The sequence below is a fragment of the Flavobacterium sp. LC2016-12 genome (assembly GCF_015351595.1).
Classification (GTDB): Bacteria; Bacteroidota; Bacteroidia; order Flavobacteriales; family Flavobacteriaceae; genus Flavobacterium.
Genome location: NZ_JADKPT010000001.1, coordinates 1 through 19,025 on the forward strand (window position 1 = coordinate 1; position 19,025 = coordinate 19,025).

Annotated in this window: 13 protein-coding genes; 2 read left to right on the forward strand and 11 right to left on the reverse strand. The window is 33.8% G+C overall.

What is annotated here, in order from left to right:
• Positions 1-157: 157 nt before the first annotated feature.
• The 6 genes from IRZ99_RS00005 to IRZ99_RS00030 form a co-directional block, all read right to left on the reverse strand.
• On the reverse strand, positions 158-1,471 hold the full coding sequence (locus IRZ99_RS00005; protein ID WP_194655327.1) for an APC family permease: 1,314 nt from the start codon (positions 1,469-1,471) through the stop codon (positions 158-160).
• 191 nt (positions 1,472-1,662) lie between these two features.
• Positions 1,663-3,942, reverse strand: coding sequence for a TonB-dependent siderophore receptor (locus IRZ99_RS00010; protein ID WP_194655328.1), 2,280 nt, complete (start codon positions 3,940-3,942; stop codon positions 1,663-1,665).
• Between the two features lie 277 nt (positions 3,943-4,219).
• Positions 4,220-4,945, reverse strand: coding sequence for a DUF4198 domain-containing protein (locus IRZ99_RS00015; RefSeq protein ID WP_194655329.1), 726 nt, complete (start codon positions 4,943-4,945; stop codon positions 4,220-4,222).
• A gap of 87 nt (positions 4,946-5,032) precedes the next feature.
• Entirely contained in the window at positions 5,033-6,169 is a 1,137-nt protein-coding gene (locus IRZ99_RS00020) for an alpha/beta hydrolase-fold protein (protein ID WP_194655330.1), read from the reverse strand.
• 3 nt (positions 6,170-6,172) lie between these two features.
• The gene (locus IRZ99_RS00025; RefSeq protein WP_194655331.1) at positions 6,173-7,342 is read right to left on the reverse strand and encodes a PepSY domain-containing protein; all 1,170 of its coding nucleotides are present in this window, start codon (positions 7,340-7,342) and stop codon (positions 6,173-6,175) included.
• A 73-nt stretch (positions 7,343-7,415) separates the two neighbouring features.
• Positions 7,416-9,815 carry a TonB-dependent receptor gene (locus IRZ99_RS00030; protein WP_194655332.1) on the reverse strand — a complete coding sequence of 800 codons (2,400 nt, stop codon included), beginning with the start codon at positions 9,813-9,815 and terminating at the stop codon, positions 7,416-7,418.
• Between the two features lie 186 nt (positions 9,816-10,001).
• Between IRZ99_RS00030 and IRZ99_RS00035 the strand changes: the two genes are divergently transcribed.
• Positions 10,002-10,988, forward strand: coding sequence for an AraC family transcriptional regulator (locus IRZ99_RS00035; protein ID WP_194655333.1), 987 nt, complete (start codon positions 10,002-10,004; stop codon positions 10,986-10,988).
• A gap of 56 nt (positions 10,989-11,044) precedes the next feature.
• Here the strand turns inward: IRZ99_RS00035 and IRZ99_RS00040 are convergent, their stop codons facing one another.
• The gene (locus IRZ99_RS00040; protein ID WP_194655334.1) at positions 11,045-13,474 is read right to left on the reverse strand and encodes a TonB-dependent receptor; all 2,430 of its coding nucleotides are present in this window, start codon (positions 13,472-13,474) and stop codon (positions 11,045-11,047) included.
• Between the two features lie 243 nt (positions 13,475-13,717).
• Here IRZ99_RS00040 and IRZ99_RS00045 point away from each other — a divergent pair, with 243 nt between their 5' ends.
• Positions 13,718-14,878, forward strand: coding sequence for an MFS transporter (locus tag IRZ99_RS00045; RefSeq protein WP_194655335.1), 1,161 nt, complete (start codon positions 13,718-13,720; stop codon positions 14,876-14,878).
• A 35-nt stretch (positions 14,879-14,913) separates the two neighbouring features.
• Here the strand turns inward: IRZ99_RS00045 and IRZ99_RS00050 are convergent, their stop codons facing one another.
• From IRZ99_RS00050 to IRZ99_RS00065, 4 genes are all read right to left on the reverse strand, one after another.
• Complete coding sequence (locus tag IRZ99_RS00050) at positions 14,914-15,426, reverse strand: hypothetical protein (protein WP_194655336.1); 513 nt, start codon at positions 15,424-15,426, stop codon at positions 14,914-14,916.
• Between the two features lie 8 nt (positions 15,427-15,434).
• Complete coding sequence (locus IRZ99_RS00055; RefSeq protein WP_194655337.1) at positions 15,435-15,905, reverse strand: hypothetical protein; 471 nt, start codon at positions 15,903-15,905, stop codon at positions 15,435-15,437.
• 7 nt (positions 15,906-15,912) lie between these two features.
• Positions 15,913-16,389 carry a DUF6265 family protein gene (locus tag IRZ99_RS00060; protein ID WP_194655338.1) on the reverse strand — a complete coding sequence of 159 codons (477 nt, stop codon included), beginning with the start codon at positions 16,387-16,389 and terminating at the stop codon, positions 15,913-15,915.
• Between the two features lie 255 nt (positions 16,390-16,644).
• Positions 16,645-18,960, reverse strand: a complete 2,316-nt coding sequence (locus tag IRZ99_RS00065) for a type IA DNA topoisomerase (RefSeq protein WP_194655339.1) — start codon at positions 18,958-18,960, stop codon at positions 16,645-16,647.
• Positions 18,961-19,025: the final 65 nt, after the last annotated feature.

Genomic DNA, 19,025 nt, shown 5'->3' on the forward strand with positions numbered 1-19,025 from the left:
GCAAGAAGCTCTACAACGATTGTCTACTTTTCTATGCGGAGTTACTTGCGGGGATTCCTCGTTCGGAATGACAAAACAATACATATATAATAATTAATTCGTGAATTGATTCTCCTATTCCCTCAGGTAGAGTCATGGCCATTTCACATTTCACATTTTACTTCTTCCTCTTCAAAACCAAAAATAAAGGATAAGAAACCAATGTAATTCCAACAATAATAATAAAGCTTTTAGGATCGCTGTAAATAAATCCCATCAATAATGCGATAGAAGCTACGATTGCGATAATCGTCGTCCACGGATACCAAAAAGAGCGATATGGCCTTGGTAAGTCCGGTTCTGAAGCTCTTAACTTCAAAAGTGAGCAATACGCCAATCCCCAAACAATAATAGAAATAAAGGCAGCAAAGGAAAACAAAACTTCAAAAGAACCAATGCAGATTAAAAATAAGCTAACAAATGACGAAACTAAAAGAGCCACAATTGGCGTTCCGCCTTTATTAACCATAGTTCCTTTTTCAATAAAAAATCCATCGCGGCTTAATCCGTAAAGAATTCTCGGCGGAATCATCATAAAAGCATTCAGAATACTGATTAAAGAGAAGATAGAAATCACAGTAACAATTATAGCTCCGTTTTCGCCAAAAAGAATCTTAGCCACATCGGCAGCAGCCAGATTTGATTTTGCTACGTTTTCAAGTGATAAAACATGAAAAAAAGCAACGTTTACCAAAACATAAATGGCAATAACCAGAAGCACACCACTATATAATGATTTGGGAATGTTTTTACTTGGATCATCATTTTCCTCAGCAAAAAAGCAAACGCTGTTCCAGCCATTATAAGTTCCGATGATCAGCTGTAAGGATTTAAAAAAGCTAAATATAAGCCCGATTTGAAAAAACGAATTATCTGTTTTAATTGTTGGTACGGCAACACCAGAATACATAAAACAAGCCACAACCAAAGCTACAAAACAAATGACTTTAAGTAAGCTCGTAATTTGTTGAATTGTGCTTCCGTTTTTAACGCCACTTAAATGAATTATTACAAAAGCGGCCAATATGGAAATGGCCATAACCATTGAATAATTGGCAAGGGCAGGAAACAAAATAATCATGTATTCGCTTATGACAATACAATAAAATGCGGGCGGAATGGCATTGCAGATATAATCGTACCACCCAGATAAAAAACCGGCATATTCGCCAAAAGCTCTTTTAATATAATTGTAAGATCCTCCGGCTTTCGGAAGCATTGTGGCCAATTCTGCATACGAATTAGCGCCAATTAAAACATATAAACCACCAAAAAGCCAGGAAGCAATAATAAGCCAATAATTATCTAACATTCCGGCAATTGTTCCAGGTGTTCGTAGAATTCCAACCCCAATCGTTCCTCCAATTAATACGGCAATGTTAAAGCTTAATCCAAGTGTTTTTTTTAATTGGTTTGGTTTGGAATCTGACATAGAATTTTGTTTTGTTGAAATTGAGATGCTTTCTGCAAAAGTAAAGATATTTGAAGCAGTCTCGTCATGAATATAAAAAACCTCATCTATTGCTAAATGAGGTTTTTAGTGGAAATGAAACCAAAACTTCTGTTTTTTCAAGAATGAATAGACAGAAAAAGCTTTGGAATATTAAAATCTAATTCAAAAATTTAAAATTTGTATCTCAAGCTTGTCATGATTTGACGAGGCGCGATAGGATTCACACTATAATTTTCGTGAACGGTGTAATTTAATTCGTTTGTTATGTTTGATAGTTTACACAAAATCGAGATTTTTTTCCAGGTATAACCAGCTGAAACATCAATTGTAGTGTAACCTTCTAACGGAATTTCTCTATCCCAGATTCCTCCTGGTTTTGTAGAATCATATTGACTGTTCCAACCACCAATTCTGTCTCCAATATAATTTCCAATTGCACCAACAGACACACCTTTTAATAATCCTTCTTGTAAAGTATAGAAGAAACTTAAATTTGCTGTATTTAATGGTGTTCTTGCTACACGATCTCCTTCGATAAAGCTTCCGTTTAATCCTGAAGTTTCAGTATAACGCATATCGTTGTAACTATATCCGGCAATTATACTTAAACCATCTACTGGTTTAGCTGTGATGTCAATTTCTACACCTTTACTTTTTGTTCCACCACTTAATACTTTTATGTTTGTATCAGTGTTAGGTGTTCCGTCAGCTTTAAATTCGGCCATTTGTGCTAAATTACTATTGGTAATTTGATACACCGTAACATTTGTACTTAATAATCCTTTAAGGAAATCTGTTTTAATACCTGCTTCTACCTGATCAATAATAGACGGTTTTATAGGTTGTAGATCTGCAGTTGTTCCTGTATTTGGTGTAAAAGAGTTAGAATAACTTCCAAACAACGAAACATCTTTAGTTGGCTGATAAATCAATCCGGCTTTAGGAGAAAATGCGTTATCTAAACGTTTTGGAGTAACGGTTGGTATCGCATTTTCAGGCGCTACAGTTTGTTTTCCTCCTGCAAAAGTTTCTTTGTAAGTGCTTACTTCAGATTCCTGCCAAGACCAACGAATACCGGCAAGTACCTTGAATTTTTCTGTAATAGAAATTAAATCCTGAAAATAAACCCCAAAACGATTGGTATCGGTTTTTGCTATTTGTGTTGCTCTGTCAGTAGTTGGAATATCTTTTCTCTGATTATTTGGATCAAAAGTAAAAAGATTTATAGTATCATAAAGTGTTGGGCCATATACAGGCAATCCATCCTTTATACCTGTCTGAACATATTTTTCATTAAATGTATAAGTATAGGCTGTGGCAAATGAATTTTCCCAGTCTGCCCCTGTAAATATTTGATGTTTTACAGATCCTGTATTAAAATTTCCTTGTAAACTCAACTGATCGCCTAATATTTGTTCCAAGTTCTTATTCTTTGCTAATCCTCTGTTCCAATCACCAGGAGTTGCGTAAGTGTCTAAGTTTGATAATTGGGCAGTAGAATTACTTCCTCTGTTATAGCTTTGGAAAGAAGAGTTGAAATTTAATTTCCAGTTTTTATTAAAATCGTGATTTAATAATACAGATGCACTGGCAGATTTAGTTGTACCATTTGACCATAATGATCCGTAAAAAGCATTACGCGGTAAGTCTAAAATTTCTTTTCCGATAATTCCAGTTCCAAAATCAGGAGTCCAATCTGCAGATAGATAATCTCCCTGAAGCGTTATTTGTGTTTTTTGAGTTACATTAAAAAGTAAAGATGGATTAATGTATAAACGTTCGTTTTTTACAACATCTCTAAAACTTTCTGAGTTTTCATACGACCCGTTAATTCTAAAAGCGATAGAGTTAGTTAAGGGACCATAAAAATCGATAGATGGCTTATAAAAAGCATAACTACCTATTTGCATTGATATTTCACCACCACTTTTGAATGATGGAGTTTTGGTTACAAGATTAAGGATTCCACCCGGAGCGACATTTCCAAATAGCAATGCTGAACCGCCTTTAAGGAATTCTACTTTGTCTAAACCGGAAACATCAGGGATAGAACCCGCATTATAGCGGAAACCATTTTTAAACATATTATTTGGTCCCATATCATATCCTCTTGAGAAAAATGATTCCTGAGCACCACCTCTTGCAGAACTTACATAAACACCATTTGCATTTTTTAAGACCTCACTTAACCTGATAGCTTGTTGTTGTTCGATAATTTCAGAACCAATAACTTGTATCGCTTGTGGATTATCCATTGGCTTTAATCCAGAACGAACTGCTGTTACAGGTTTTGGCTCTCTTCCTTTAGTAACAATTACCTCATTAAGAATCTCTCCTTTTTTATTTTTTACAGTATCATTTAAAGTAGTCGTGTTTTCTGCACTGGTGTATTCCTGGCTATAAGCACCAAAGCTTAGGAAAGACAATGCAAGTAGTAAACTATGTTTCATGTTCTTTATTTAGATTTAATAAAAATAATTTTTTTGTGCAAATATAAGGTTACATTAATGTTTTAACAAAATTTAACAATGTATTTTCTTGCTTAAACTTATATTAGTTTTGTCTTAAGATTCGCTTAAGATGTTGTGGTTTTTATTTTTATTCATTATAAATAGTAATAATAGACTTCAATTTTAAAGCTTTAGAAACTAAGTAAAATGAAAAAACCTTGCTCAAAAGAACAAGGTTTTAATTATTGCAAATAGATAAAGATCTAAATATAGTATCTTATTTAACAGAAATTAAGTAAGTAGCCATTTTCCAGATTTCATCGTATTTTTTACCATTATGTTCACCCGAAGCTTTTTCTGTATATGCAAATTCTACCATATAATTTCCTGGCCAGATTGGTGTAAATGAAACTTCCCCGTTTTCATTACTCCATAATTCTTTTTCCCATCCGTTTGGAGCAATTACTTTCATTTTTTGTTCTTTGGCAATTTTGCCTTCATACAAAGCATTTACATTGATTTTAGTATTCTGTTTTGCAGTTAAAACATCTTTAGAAAATAACCCAATAACATTTGTGTTTGCTACAGCTTCATTTCCTTTTGCTGCATTGCCAACAGTAACATTAGCGCTTGAGTTATAATCTAAAACCATAGTACCATAAACATCTTTTACTTTATGATGCATTACAATAGTATATACTCCTTCTTCATCTGGTGTAAAAAAAGCCTGGTATTTATTATCTAATGCTTTTGCCGAAAGTTTAGTTTCTTTTTTTGATGGGCTAATTAAAACCAACGAAAAATCTTTTAGATCTGAAAACCATTTGTCAGCTTTAGTAATATCGTTATCTGAAAATTCTCCAAAGTAAACAGAGATTTCCTGTGCTTTTCCTTTTGTTCCTGTTGCTTTAGTTTCGATCCAAAGGGCATGTGCAAACAATTGCGGACTTGCAACTAACATAAAAAGGAAAAGGCTGACTTTTTTTAAAGTATTTAATTTCATAAGATCAAGGTATAAATTATTAAGTATGATATTTGTACAAATCTAAAGTTTATTTAGAACAATTAAAAATAAAATTCTGAAAAATGATTATTTTAATTGTAAGATCTTTTGTGCTGTTTCATTGGCAAGAGATTTATTTCCAATTTTGATATAAGCCTTTTCTAAAGAGAAATAAACATTTTTGCTTTTCGGATAATATTTTTCAGAAAGTTTAAAAAAGAAAATTGCCTGATCTGTTTTTTCATTGTCAAGACAATAATTTCCCATCCAGTCTAAATAACTTTCTGATGGAATAAAAGTAAAACCAGTATCTGCCGAAAGTTTTTTATATTGATTTTCAACAAGTGAAGGATCCTGCACAGCTTGTTTTACCTGAACCAGATGCTCCTTAAATATAAAACGTAATCCGTCATATTCAGCCGGAATCGGAATGGTGCCATGATCTTCATTTTCATAATATTTAAAACTCCAACGAAGGTTTTTGGGCTTTTTTTCTTTTAGGAGTTTTTCAAATTTCCTGATTCCTCTTGCCATATCTGTTGTAGTATCTTGCGGAATGTTTATTTTATTGGCCATTGCAACATAAATACTGCTGTGCTCAAAATCTTTACCATTAAAAATAGAATCGGCTTTTTTGATCATAATTTCATTATCCCACCAAAGACTCGGATCAATAATGACATAAGAATTGAACAATTTGGTATGATTTAAAAGAATATTAGTTGCGGTCAATCCTCCAAAAGAATGTCCGTTTAAAACATTATAGCCAGAGGTTCTATACTTTTTATCAATATAAGGGCGAAGTTCTTTTTCTAAAAAAGCAATAAAGTTTTTATTACCCCCACTTTGATTAAACATCTTTTTATTTTTATCAAAAAAGGCCTGGCGATTGGCTTCTGTAGGAGTTAAATCTCTTGTTCTATTGGTATTAGTAATTCCAACAACAATCATTTGCGGAATCATAGCGTAAGGTCCTTTAGCCAAAGATTGCTGCAATCCGGTAAACGAATGAAAATTACTTTCGGCATCTAATAAATAAACAACAGGATATTTTGCAGGAGCAAATTTTGTATTGTTATAATCGGGTGGGAGATAAATCCAGAAATTTCTTTCTTCGTTTAATGCCTTTGAAAAAATATGATGTTTGCTGCCAATTGTAATACTGTCCTGCGCAAATACTGTAACAGAGCAAAAGCAAAATAGGGCTAAAAGTATCTTTTTCATAATTTAAATAGTTTGCGGTTTTTTCTTTTTATTTCGTCGTCCGTACCAAATTAAAAAACCGGTTACTGGGAGAAACATACAAACCAATCCAACGGCTAAGGTTAAAATTTTCCCGATCCAGCCAGCCCAAAATCCAATATGAAGATTCATGGTGGTGTCGTCAATATTTAAGCCGTTCATGACTTTTACAGGAATTTCAATTTCCTGACCAGTATATCGGTTTATAGAAAATGTTTTTCCGTTTTGAATTCCCTTCAATCCAATATCTTCGGCTGCGACCGCAAATAAACTTGTAATACTGTCTTTTGCAGCAACTGATAATTTTACCTGTTCAACGGTTTTATCAGTTGAAAATAGTTTTTGAACAATTGGACTTATTGGAGCAAATGTTTTAGTGCTGTCGTACTCAGGTTTCAAATCCCGAATTTCCGCGTAGGCGCGAGGCATCCCGTCAAAAATTTTATGAGTGGTTTTATTTAAAGTTTTATTGACAATAATTAATCCGGTAATGGTAATAAAAAGGGCAGGTAATAAATTGTAAAATCCCGGAACATTGTGCAAATCATAATTAAGACGTTTAAAACTGGCGTTTGTTTTAATTGAAAAACTCTGCTTTTTAGTCGATTTATTCCATTTTTTTGGCCACCATAAAATAAGACCGGTAATCAATTCAATCAAAAATATCCAGACAGAAATTTCTACAATTAAATTTCCGACATCTCCAAACGGAATATGGCCACTGTGAATGTGAGCAATAACATAAAAAAAATCATACGCTTTTCCAGAAGTCAATATTTTTCCGGTATACGGATCAATCCAAGAAAACTGTAAATCTCTTTCTTTGGTCGAAGAAGCCAGTTTTATAGTTCTTTCGGGATCTCGATAAGTAATAAAGTAACTCGCTTTACGGTCTGGAAGCTGTTTTTTGAAAGCTGCCAGAATTTCTTCCGGTGATAATCTTTGTTCTTTTACTTCTGAAACATACAAAGAATCATAAGCCAATCCATCAATAATATCATCACAAAAAATAAATAAAACTCCGGTGAGTGAAACAATAAATACAATAATGCCGGAACTTAGTCCAAGCCATAAATGCAGCCAATGATTCAGCTTACTCCATTTACTTTTTTGCTTGGTTTTTATTTCAGTCTTTCTGATTGGATTTTTAGTCATAATATAAAACGGTAAAAACCAAGCCAGCAACTCAGAATTTGAGTTGGCAGCCTGGTTGTAACTAATAAAAAAATTAGAATTTTAAAGTAACATTGGCTACCAACTGTCTTGTAGGCATCATGTTAGACCAGTAATCTGAGGTCCAATATTCTTTATTGGCAATATTGTTTAATTTTAAACCAATTCTGAATTTTTGCTTTTCATAAAAAACGGTAGCGTCCATTACGGTATATCCGTCTACGGTAAACGTGTTTTCGTCATTTGCATAACTGTCGCTTTGTGTATTTCCTCCAAAACCAAAACCAACACCTTTAATTTTTCCGTCTAATATTTTATAGCTCAACCAAAGATTGGCTACATTTTTTGGTGCCGCATAAGGCGTATTTCCTTTCATTTCGCCAGATGTATATTCGCTTTCATTATACCCGTACCCCATAATCACGTGGAAACCTCTAAACGGATTCGCAATCAAATCTGCCTCAAAACCTTTACTGCTTTGTGTTCCGTCTTGCACAGGAAAAGTGTCTGTATAACGTACTTTGTCTTTTACTTTAATATCGTAATAACTTAGAGTTCCGTTCAATTTTCCGCCTAATAATTCCACTTTTACACCACCCTCTAATTGATTGGCTTGTTCCAATTTAAATTTTACTGGCACAGTCGGACTTTGGTCTGTTTCAGAGGGACCAACGTTTGTAAATCCGTTCATATAATTTCCAAAAACAGAAACTTTATTTTTTACGATTTGATACACTAAACCCATCTTAGGAGAAAGAGCATCCTGATTGTATTTTTCAACTCGGTCTTCATAATGATCAAAACGTGCACTGGCCATTGCAATAAATCGATCCGTAAAATTGATTACGTCAGACACGTAAACACTTGTAGTTCTTAAATCTCTATTGTTTAAAACCCATGGTTCGTCCATATCAGCAATCATTTGCTGATATTTTTCAAAATTGATAAATGGAGCATCTCCGTTTATTGGCGTCAAAGGATTCCCTGCTGCTGCATCATACGAATTGATCATCCATCTGTTGTCGTTTGTACTTAAATAAGTATAATCTAATCCTAGTAAAAGTCTATTTTTCATACTTCCAATTTTGAAAGTTCCAATGAAGTTTTGCTGAATTTGACTTGTTTTAAAAACACTGTTCACATTCATTAATCGACGCTGCAATAAAGGCAAAGCGTTAGCATCAGGATTATTGTTTATCAATAAGAATAAATAATTGGCTTTGTTGTTTGTAAATGCATTCGAAAAATTAGTCTGCGAAACCCATTGATCTGATAATTTATAAGTTGCTCTGGCAAAAATATTGGTCGTTTTAGCTTCAGATTGCAAATCATCCGTTGTATATGATTTTTTGAAATCAAAATTCAGATCATTAAAACTTTTGTATGGAGAATTTTCAACATCTAAGTTTCCTAAGCCAGTATAGGTTGAATTTCGGCTTCCGCTATAGATTTCTACATCAACATCAAAAGTCAATCGGTCATTTACTAAATAAGTAAACGATGGCGCAATAATAAAAGTGCGGCTTTTGCCATAATCCTGCCATGTTTTTTGATTGTCTAAAGCGGCGTTGATTCTAAAAAGCATTGTTTTATCTTCATCGATAGCTGTATTAAAATCGATTGTTGTACGGCTTAAAGCCAAGCTTCCTGTTGTATAGCTAACTTCGCCTTTGGTAGCTTCAAATGGTTTTTTGGTAACTCTGTTTACAAGCCCTCCATAAGTCGTTAAAGTAGAGCCGAATAAAGTAGCAGATGGTCCTTTGATCACTTCAATACTTTCTAAGTTTACAGGATCGCTCATGGTTACCCAGTTCGTACTCATTCCGTTGCGAATAGAACCGGCTGCCGAAGCACCGCTAAAACCACGCATTCTTAAACTTAATCCAACTCCTCCTGAACCCACACTTTGTGTTACATTACTTAATCCTGGCGCAGTTGTCAATGCGCTTCTAAAATCGACAGCAATTTGTTCCTGAAAAAGTTCTTTTGGGACTACAGTATAAACCTGCGGATTTTCAAGATTGCTGATTGGAAGTCTTGCTACATATTCACTTTTCTTTTCAGCGAATTTTTTAGCAGCTGAAACCACCACAACTTCCTGAAGCTCTTTTAAAGAAGATTCTAACTGAAAGGAAACATTTGCGGTTTCGTTTGCTGTTACAGTTACTGTTTGTTGAGCAGTTTTATGTCCCATCATATTAATTTCAATTTGATAGGTTCCAGCAGGTATTTTATGAAAAATAAAAACACCATTTTCATCTGTTAGGGCTGATTTTTTTAGATCAGGAATTACCACATTTACAGAGCCGGCATTTTGATCATCTGCCGTAAGCACAGTTCCTTTTATAGAACCTTCATTTTGTTGTGCAAAAGTATTTGTAATTAAAAAGAAAAATAAGAGCTTGAGGTAAACTGGTTTACTCAACATTTTTTTTGATTTAGTTTTAAAAAACATTCTATTTTTATTTAGATTGGTTATAAATTGTTAATTTTACGCAAAAGTAATATGTTAATAAAAACATAATAAACGCAAAAAGGATTTTTATAAACGCAAAAGGGATTTATTTGATATTATCTAATAATTAGATGGTTATGAGTTTGTAAGATGCATTTGTATAAGAGATAAATAAAAGAGACGGCAATGAAAACAATGATGAGAAGCGACATTTTTAAAAAAGAATTAGTGGTTGTAAACGATCCGATTCGGTTTAATAAAGAAGATCTTATCGAAAAGAAAATCAATTATAATCATAAGGGAATTGTTGGAATTATTACTGATATTATGCTGGATGGTGTTCATGTCGTATCCAGGGATTTAACAATAGAGAAAGAATATTCAATTGAAGTAGAACATGATTTCTCGTTTGTAAAGTTGCATATCGAAATAGAAGGCGATAATGAATATTGTCCTGAAAATTCTTCTGAAAGGGGGATATATATTCCGCAAGGGCATTATAATTTGTTTTATCTGCCGAAAATTAAAGGTGTTTTAAATTATCGTACCAAAAGAAGAAGAACGCTCGAAATCACTTTTACAGAAGAATATTTACAACAATTATTTTATCCGAATTTAAGTGCCACGATTCCGTTATTAGCGCAAGCTATTACGAATCAAACTTCTTATGTAATGTGGGAAGCCAGTAAAAGTATTCCGCCTAAATTGAATGTTTTGATTGAAGATATTTTGCAGTGTAATTATTCAGGAAATATCAAGAAAGCCTTTTTAGAATCCAAAATAGTAGAGATACTTTCTTATCTATTTACGATTATAAATGAAGAGGAAAATACTAAAGTGACTAGTGAATTAAGTGCCTGTGATTATGTGAAAATTCTTGAAGTAGAAAATATTCTCAAAACACAATTTAAAGAAAAACATACGCTGGCAAGTATTGCGACTCAGGTCGGTTTGAATAATTTTAAAATCAAAAAATATTTTAAAATGGTATTTAATACAACGGTATTTAATTATCTCACGCAAGTAAGAATGGAATATGCAAAACAATTAATCTTAGAAAAAGAATATCCGATTTGTGTAGTTTCTGAAGAATTGGGTTATAAAAATCCACATCATTTTACAGTGGCTTTCAAAAAAACTTTTGGCTATTTGCCAAGTAAACTAAAAAATTAAAAGGGACTAATTTTTAAAATTAGTCCCTTTTTCGAGTTTTAAAAGTAGTGTAATATTTAAAATTTATAAGTAAAACTTGCCACAGCATTTCTAGGTTTTTGCGGATTTAAAGTAGACCATCCACCATTAAAATAATCTTTATTGGTAATATTATTAATGTTTAAAGCAACTCGGAATTTATTTGTATTATAAAAAAGAGCTCCATTAATAACAGTGTACTCAGGTAAAACAAATTTGCCGGTTACAGAGCTATCCAAAATAGCATTTTCACTTGCATAATTTCCACCAAAACCAAGACCGAAATTTTCTAAAGCACCCTCATCAAATTTATAAGTTGCCCAAAGGTTAACTAAATTTTTCGGACCCGACCAGAAAGGCCTTTTTCCTTGTTCCAGCCAAACATTTCCTTCGTCTCCTTGTGTAATTTCACTGTCATTATAGCTATAGCCCGCAATAATACTTAAACCTTTTATTGGGGAGGCATTCAAATCAATTTCAAATCCCTTGCTTCTGGCTTCTCCGCCTTGCGCACTGTACATAGGATTACTGGTTACCAAATTGGCAACGTTAATATCATAATAACTAATAGTTCCGGTTAATTTATCTGAAAAAAGATCAGCTTTTACTCCAAATTCTAATTGATTGGCATGTTCCGGTTCAAAAGTTTGAGTTCCTATTATATTTCCGTCATCATCATAATTCACGCCAGGAGCGATATTTCTGAAACCATTCATATAATTAGCAAAAACAGATAATTTGTCCTGAATTGGCTGGTAAACTAATCCAAATTTTGGAGATAAAGCAGTTTGTGTATAATCGTCGTCATCAGCATTTGCATCTCCTTCAGTATCAAAATAATCAACTCTCAAACTTGCCATTGCTAATAATTTTGGCGTAATATTTAACACATCAGAAGCATAAGCACTGTAAGTCGCGTCTTGTGGATTGTAATTTCCGGCTGGCTCATTTGCCAAAAGCTGATCAACAGATGTTTGAGTCAGGAAATTTGGTGCATCTTCATCAAATTGTCTTACTTCCCCTTGTGCCGTAATATTGTATAATTTTCCATATCCTGAACCTCCATACATTACATTTCGATCAAAATAATCTAAACCAACAACCAAACGATTACGCATTTGTCCGATTTTGAAATCTCCTATAAAATTTTGTTGAATATCAGTTGTAGCAGTTTGTGATTGCTCTTTTGTTATCCAAAATCCAAAATCACCATTTCCATCTTCATTATCATAAATATAAGAGTAATATCCTCTTGATTTTGATGAGCTACGTGATAAAACAGTCTGCGAGGTCCATTGATCAGAAATCTTATAAGTCATTAAACCCTGCAAACTAAATCTCGGATTTTTCATTGCCAAATCATTACTGTAAAAAGACAAATCAGTGTTATAATTTAATTCATCTAAATTGGCAAATTGGAATGGTGTGTCTCTTCCTAAAAACAGCATTGAAGGCGTTGTTTTTTCTTCCTGCATGAATTCAGTATTAATAAGGAAAGACAATTTATCATTTACTTTATAAGACAGGGAAGGAGCTACAAAAAGCGAAGTACGAAATCCTGCATCCTGAAAACTATTTTCTGTTTGGTAAGCAGCATTTACTCTGAAGGCGATATTATCAGCATCATCAAGAGGTGCATTAACATCAAGAGTAACTCGGTTTAAACCAAAACTCCCCACTATATAAGAAGCTTCACCGCCAAAACCACTATATGGTTTTTTAGTAACGGTATTGATAAGTCCTCCGTAACTTACCAAACTACTTCCGAATAAAGTTCCCGATGGACCTTTGATTACTTCAATTCTTTCAATATTTGAAGGGTCTAAACTTCCATTTGTTAAACCAGGCAATCCGTTTACAATATTGGCCTGAACTTCAAAACCGCGCAAAGAATAATAAGAACCACCATCGCCACCGCGGCCTGTAGATTCCCATAATTTCTGGATTCCAGGTACGTTTTTCAAAGCATCTTCATAATTAGTAATCGCTTGCTCTTTCATTAATTCAGATGAAACGATGTTGTAAACCTGTGGATTCTCAACGTTTTTCAAAGGCATTTTAGAAACATAAGTACTTTGTTTCGGGAAAGCTTTGCCTCGGTTACTGGTAATGATAACTTCTTTTAATTGTTTGTTAGAAACTTTCAATTGCAAATTAAGTATAGAAGTTTCATTGGTTGAAACAGTAACTTCTTGTTCCAGAGTTTCGTAACCTGTTAAAGAAACTTGTACAGTATAAGTATTTGGTTTTACTCTGTTGAATTCAAATGCACCATCTTCATTGCTAATAGTTCCATATTTTGAATTTTTAAGAATAATATTAACTCCAACTGCCAGTTCTCCATCAGAAGTTGTAATGGTTCCTTTGATTTTTCCGAAGTTTTGCTGGGCAAAAATAGTATTTGTTAAAATGAGAAATAAACAGCTTATAGCAAAAATGAGCCTTTTATTGTGGTTTAAGTAATTCATGATTTTTCTTTTTTTTGGTTAATTCGCATTGTTATTATTTAGAATAAATAAAAACAGTGTAAATGTAAAAATTAATCTTTCCTTAACAAATATTATTTTACTTGATTTGATATACTTTTTGTTATATAATTGTTGATTTGTTTTTTTTGAATATGGTTATTTGAATTTTATTGAAAAACCACTGAAAGGGTAGAAGTTCCTTTTTAAAAGCCTTAATTTTGCATTCTGTAAAAAGCAAACTTCATGATTTTACCGTTCCTCAAGAAAATACAAAATACTCCACAAGGATTTCGTTTAGCCAATACTGTCTTTTTTTTCCTTTCTGGTTTTGGATATTCTTCCTGGGTATCGCGAATTCCACATATACAGGCAGAATTGCATTTATCTGAAGCCCAATTTGGAGCTGTTTTATTTGCTTTTCCAATTGGTTTGATGCTGACAATGCCTTTTACCGGAATGCTATTAAATAAATACAGCAGTCGTTATATTATGTTGTTAGGAGCAGTCATGTTTAATATTGCCTTGGCTTTACCGGGGTTAGTGGCTTTTGTGTGGCAGTTGGTTATCGTGCTTTTAATTTTTGGAGCTTCTCGTAATATTTTTAATTTATCGATTAATGCACAATCACTAGAGGTTCAAAAACTATATCCAAAATCGATCATAACGCGTTTTCATGCGGTTTGGAGTATTGCTGTTTTTTCAGGAGCTGGTGTTGGTTATGTAATGGTTACACAGCATATTGCCCCATCACATCATTTATTGGGTGTTAGTGTTTTCATGATGGCTCTTACTTTCTGTTTCTATCCCATGAGTATTCATAATGAGCCGGTACCTGTTAAGAAGAAGTTCTTTTCGATGCCGGAAAAAAACCTTGTCAAGTTTGCCATGATCTGTTTTGTATCAATGGCTTGCGAGAACACCATGTACGATTGGAGCGGTATTTATTTTAAAAATATCCTACATGCTTCTCCAAAGTTAACCAGTGCGGCGTTTGTGTTTTTTGCAACAGCAGTAACTTTAGGACGTTTGTTTGGAGATTATGGTGTAATGAAATTTGGTACGAAACGAATTCTGTTTTATAGTGGTATTTTGATCACTGCAGGATTTGGAATCTGTTTTATTCTACCGTACGCTTACCCAACTATTTTTGGTTATGTTTTGATTGGAGTAGGTGTTTCCTGCGTGGTTCCGCTGGTATTTGCTATCGCCGGCAGATCATCAAAATTAAGCAGCGGTTCTGCCTTAACTTCTATATCTACTGTTGGTTATCTTGGGTTTTTGCTTGTGCCGCCAATGGTGGGTTTTATCTCTGAATATCTAAGTATGAAATGGGCGTTTTTAATAATGGCGCTTTTAGGAATACTGATGATTTTTATGGTGAATAAGATTGGGGAAAACGAGTAATTTTTGAGTTGCTAAGATTCTAAGGTTCTGAGGTTCTAAGTTTTTTTAAGAATTTTTTCTTTCAATCTTCTATCATGTTTCCGACTACATATTTTGCTATTTAATATCCAATAAATAACATATCCCAACACAAGAGTCATCATTACAGAAAATATATTTACTCCACACAAATAATAAATTAAAGCTAGTAAACTTATTATAAAGATTTCTATGTAATAAGTTTCTTTTTCGGCATTGCGTTGCTTTATTATCATAATATTTCCACGTCTTTTTCCAATTCTTTCAACTACTTTTTTGGTTATTTTATCTACGCTGTAAAATTTATCACGATCAGGGAATGTAAAGCAAATTTCAAATTCGAGTTCGAGCCTGTCCATAAATTGATTATATTTTTTAACTCCTTTAAAAGAATTTTTAATATTATCTTTTTGGTGTGGTGGAAAAGTAAGGAAATCTAGAAAATGAGATTCTTCGAAATATAAATCGGGTCTCTGTCTTTCTTCTTTAAAGATTTCTAGAATTTTTTCTTTTATTTCGATGTCACTCATTATTTTTTTTATTTCTTTTTCTTGTTTTCAAATGCACCAATCATTTCACTCAAAAGCTTTGCTTCCTCATTTGTAATTCTATTTTCTTGCTCAGCTGGAACAATGATATCAATGACATATTCGTATTCTATTTTGTTATTTATTTTGCCACGTTTCAAAACTTTAGTCAGTTTATCTTCACGGACATAATCTAAATTTTGATTTTTTATTTCTTTCCAAAAATATTCAACGTATTCTCCTGAACATTCTTGGAAACGAGTAAATACTTCTTCAATTAGGTATCTTAAAGATGCTATTTTTTTGTACCGGGGCTCAGGATTAAGCGCAAAATCTTTTCTTTCATGATAATTTGTTATTACATGGAGAAATGTTTTTTCATCCCAATTATAAGGGGGGAATTTTCTAAAAGCCTCAATAGCAATGTCAACGGCTTTAGATAGTTTTAAAGCTTCAGTTTCGTAATCTGCTCTTTGTTTCATGAAAATTCTACTTCTTAGTCATAACAAACTTCTCCGTCGTCATCTTCCCTTGCAAATTCCCTGAAATTTCAGCAGTCAAAGTATTATTTGCTCCTTTTGAATACGTGATTTTTTGTGGATAATCATGTGATGGATTTTCGAAAACCAATTTGTTTTCATTTTCTGTAGTCGAACCAAAATCGATGGCTTTATCATTGTTTTGTCCGTTTACTGTTGCGCTGTACAATAACATTTCGCCTTTTTGAGCTAAGATTATTTTTTCAGCATGCAAAGTGTCGTTGTTTTTAATGAAATAAGAAGTCGCACTGAAAGTACTGTCGTTTATTTTTTGCCAGCTTTCTGTCAAAACACCGTCTTCTGATTTGTTTTCCCAGGTACCAATAAGCCAGTCGGCCAGTTTAATTTTATCTTTCTCAACTGTTTCTGCTTTTTTGCAAGAGACAACGGCTAATAAAACAAGTAGAAGAGTGGTTTTTTGAAACATTTTTTTTGGTTTTAGGTATTAAATAGTGGTACTAAAGTATGAAAAAAAAGCTTACCACAACTCAACCGAAGGGAATAGGTGAATCAGATTCAATAATTTTTATTTCACGCAGATTCTGCAGATTTAGGCAGATTAATTTTGATTTTAAAATATATAAATCTGCGCACATCTGCTTAAATCTTTTTTAAATCTGCGTGAAACAAAAAAGCACTTTAATCCTTGATCCCGATAGCTATCGGAAGTGGCCAAAAAACTTTAAAAACTTTCTGTTAAAATAATATAAACCAACTCTTTGCTTGGTTTTTGGTCTTTTAGTTTGGCTCTTACCTCATCAAAAGTCACCTTAAAATCACAGCCTAATTTATGATCGCTGCAGCCGTAAGCTGTGTTTCCTTTTAGAACTGTTCCTTTTTTACATTTTGGACATGTTAAAGAATCTGATGAAGCAGCTGTTTTTGCTTCAGGTTTTGCTTTCGGAGCTGTTTTTTTTGCTTCTAATTTAAGCTTGTAGTTTTCTTCAAAACGAATTAAACCTTCTACGGCACCAGCTTCGGTTTTAAAGCCTTTTATGTTTACGGTTGAACCTTTTTGAAGCAATCGCATATATTGGCTTTCTGTTATTTTTTTATCTGAAAAAACATAAGGCAATACAAAGTCACAACCCGATTTGTATTCAGAACAGCCATAAGCCGATTTTCCTTTTATCAGATTTCCTTTTTTACATTTCGGACAGGCTTCTGCCAAAATTCCGGCAGCTTTCTTTTGTTCGACTTTGACCGCTTCTTTCTGCACATTTCCGGCATGCGAAATATTAGCGTGTCTGGTTTCGCTTCGGACTTCAGTAACCAAAGCTTCAACCATGCGCTTCATGTTTTTTATAAAGGCTCCGGCAGTATAGGTTCCTTTTTCGATATCTTTCAATTGCTTTTCCCAGGAACCTGTCAATTCCGCCGATTTGATTAATTCATTCTGAATCGTTTCAATAAGCTGAATTCCGGTTGGTGTCGGCAAAACTTGTTTTTTATTTCGAACGATGTACTGACGTTTAAAAAGTGTTTCAATGATATTTGCACGTGTTGACGGACGGCCAATTCCGTTTTCTTTCATCAATTCGCGTAAATCTTCATCGTCAACTTGTTTTCCGGCGGTCTCCATCGCACGCAGTAAAGTTGCCTCTGTAAACTGATTGGGTGGTTTGGTTTCCTTTTCTAAAAACGAAGGTTCATGCGGACCTCTTTCTCCAACAACAAAACTTGGTAATATATCCGCTTCTTTTTCTTTAGCATTCGGATCTTCAAAAACAACACGGAAACCTTTTTTCAGGATTTCTTTTCCTGTCGTTTTAAATAGTACATCAGCTGCTTTTCCAACCACTGTGGTATTGGCAACCAAACAATCATCATAAAAAACAGCAATAAAACGCTTTACAATTATATCATAAACCTGTTGCTGATTGTACGGCAAATTGATTTCTATTCCAGTTGGAATAATAGCGTGGTGATCGGTAACTTTTTTATCGTTGAAAACCTTTGGCGATTTTTTAATCTTTTTCTCTAGAAGAGGTTGGGTCAACGTACTATAATTCGATAATTTTTGAAGAATTCCCGGTACTTTCGGATAAATATCACTTGGTAAAAAAGTCGTATCAACTCTCGGATAAGTCACAACTTTTTGCTCGTACAAACTCTGCGCAATTTTAAGCGTTTCATCTGCCGAAAACCCAAATTTGGTATTACAATACACCTGTAAACCCGTTAAGTCAAACAGTTTTGGAGCAAATTCGTTTCCGTTCTTTTTATCCACAGAAACAATTTCGAAGTCACTTTCTTTAACTTTATCCGCTAAAAGTTGTCCGTCTTCTTTATTCAAGAAACGGCCTTCTTCGTAACTAAAAAGTGTTTCTCTATATAAAGTCTGCAATTCCCAATAGGGCTGGGGTTTGAAATTTTCAATCTCTTTAAAACGATCCACCACCATCGCTAATGTTGGCGTTTGCACACGGCCGATAGACAAAACTTGTTTGTAACCACCATGTTTTACGGTATACAAACGCGTAGCATTCATTCCGAGTAGCCAATCGCCAATCGCTCTTGAAAATCCGGCGTAGAATAAATTATCGTAGTTGGCAGATGGTTTTAGGTTATCAAAACCTTCTTTTATGGCTTCTGTTGTCAAAGACGAAATCCACAAACGCTGTACTTCGCCTTTATAATTGGCTTCGTTCATTACCCAACGCTGAATCAATTCTCCTTCTTGCCCGGCATCCCCGCAGTTTATAACTACTTCGGCTTTGTCGAATAGACTTTTTACAATTTTGAATTGTTTTTGAATTCCTGAATTCTCAACTACTTTGGTCTCGAATTTCTCCGGAAGCATGGGCAGGTTATTCAAATCCCAGCTTTTCCAGTGCGGTTTGTAGTCGTTAGGTTCTTTTAAGGTACATAAATGCCCAAAAGTGTAGGTCACGGCATAACCATTGCCTTCGTAATAGCCATCGTGCTTGGTATTGGCTCCCAAAACGGATGCGATTTCACGTGCTACACTTGGTTTCTCGGCAATACAGACCTTCATTTTCTCTTTCTTAATTGGAAAGCGAAATTAGGGAATTAGAAATTGGTATTGAAATTTTTTGCCAC

Bases quoted from the DNA above. Each gene is read 5' to 3' on its own strand.
- IRZ99_RS00060 (WP_194655338.1), bottom strand. From the start codon at position 16,389: ATGTTTCAAAAAACCACTCTTCTACTTGTTTTATTAGCCGTTGTCTCT.
- IRZ99_RS00025 (WP_194655331.1), bottom strand. From the start codon at position 7,342: ATGACTAAAAATCCAATCAGAAAGACTGAAATAAAAACCAAGCAAAAA.
- IRZ99_RS00005 (WP_194655327.1), bottom strand. From the start codon at position 1,471: ATGTCAGATTCCAAACCAAACCAATTAAAAAAAACACTTGGATTAAGC.
- IRZ99_RS00065 (WP_194655339.1), bottom strand. From the start codon at position 18,960: ATGAAGGTCTGTATTGCCGAGAAACCAAGTGTAGCACGTGAAATCGCA.
- IRZ99_RS00050 (WP_194655336.1), bottom strand. From the start codon at position 15,426: ATGAGTGACATCGAAATAAAAGAAAAAATTCTAGAAATCTTTAAAGAA.
- IRZ99_RS00045 (WP_194655335.1), top strand. From the start codon at position 13,718: ATGATTTTACCGTTCCTCAAGAAAATACAAAATACTCCACAAGGATTT.
- IRZ99_RS00040 (WP_194655334.1), bottom strand. From the start codon at position 13,474: ATGAATTACTTAAACCACAATAAAAGGCTCATTTTTGCTATAAGCTGT.
- IRZ99_RS00035 (WP_194655333.1), top strand. From the start codon at position 10,002: ATGAAAACAATGATGAGAAGCGACATTTTTAAAAAAGAATTAGTGGTT.
- IRZ99_RS00010 (WP_194655328.1), bottom strand. From the start codon at position 3,942: ATGAAACATAGTTTACTACTTGCATTGTCTTTCCTAAGCTTTGGTGCT.
- IRZ99_RS00015 (WP_194655329.1), bottom strand. From the start codon at position 4,945: ATGAAATTAAATACTTTAAAAAAAGTCAGCCTTTTCCTTTTTATGTTA.
- IRZ99_RS00030 (WP_194655332.1), bottom strand. From the start codon at position 9,815: ATGTTTTTTAAAACTAAATCAAAAAAAATGTTGAGTAAACCAGTTTAC.
- IRZ99_RS00020 (WP_194655330.1), bottom strand. From the start codon at position 6,169: ATGAAAAAGATACTTTTAGCCCTATTTTGCTTTTGCTCTGTTACAGTA.
- IRZ99_RS00055 (WP_194655337.1), bottom strand. From the start codon at position 15,905: ATGAAACAAAGAGCAGATTACGAAACTGAAGCTTTAAAACTATCTAAA.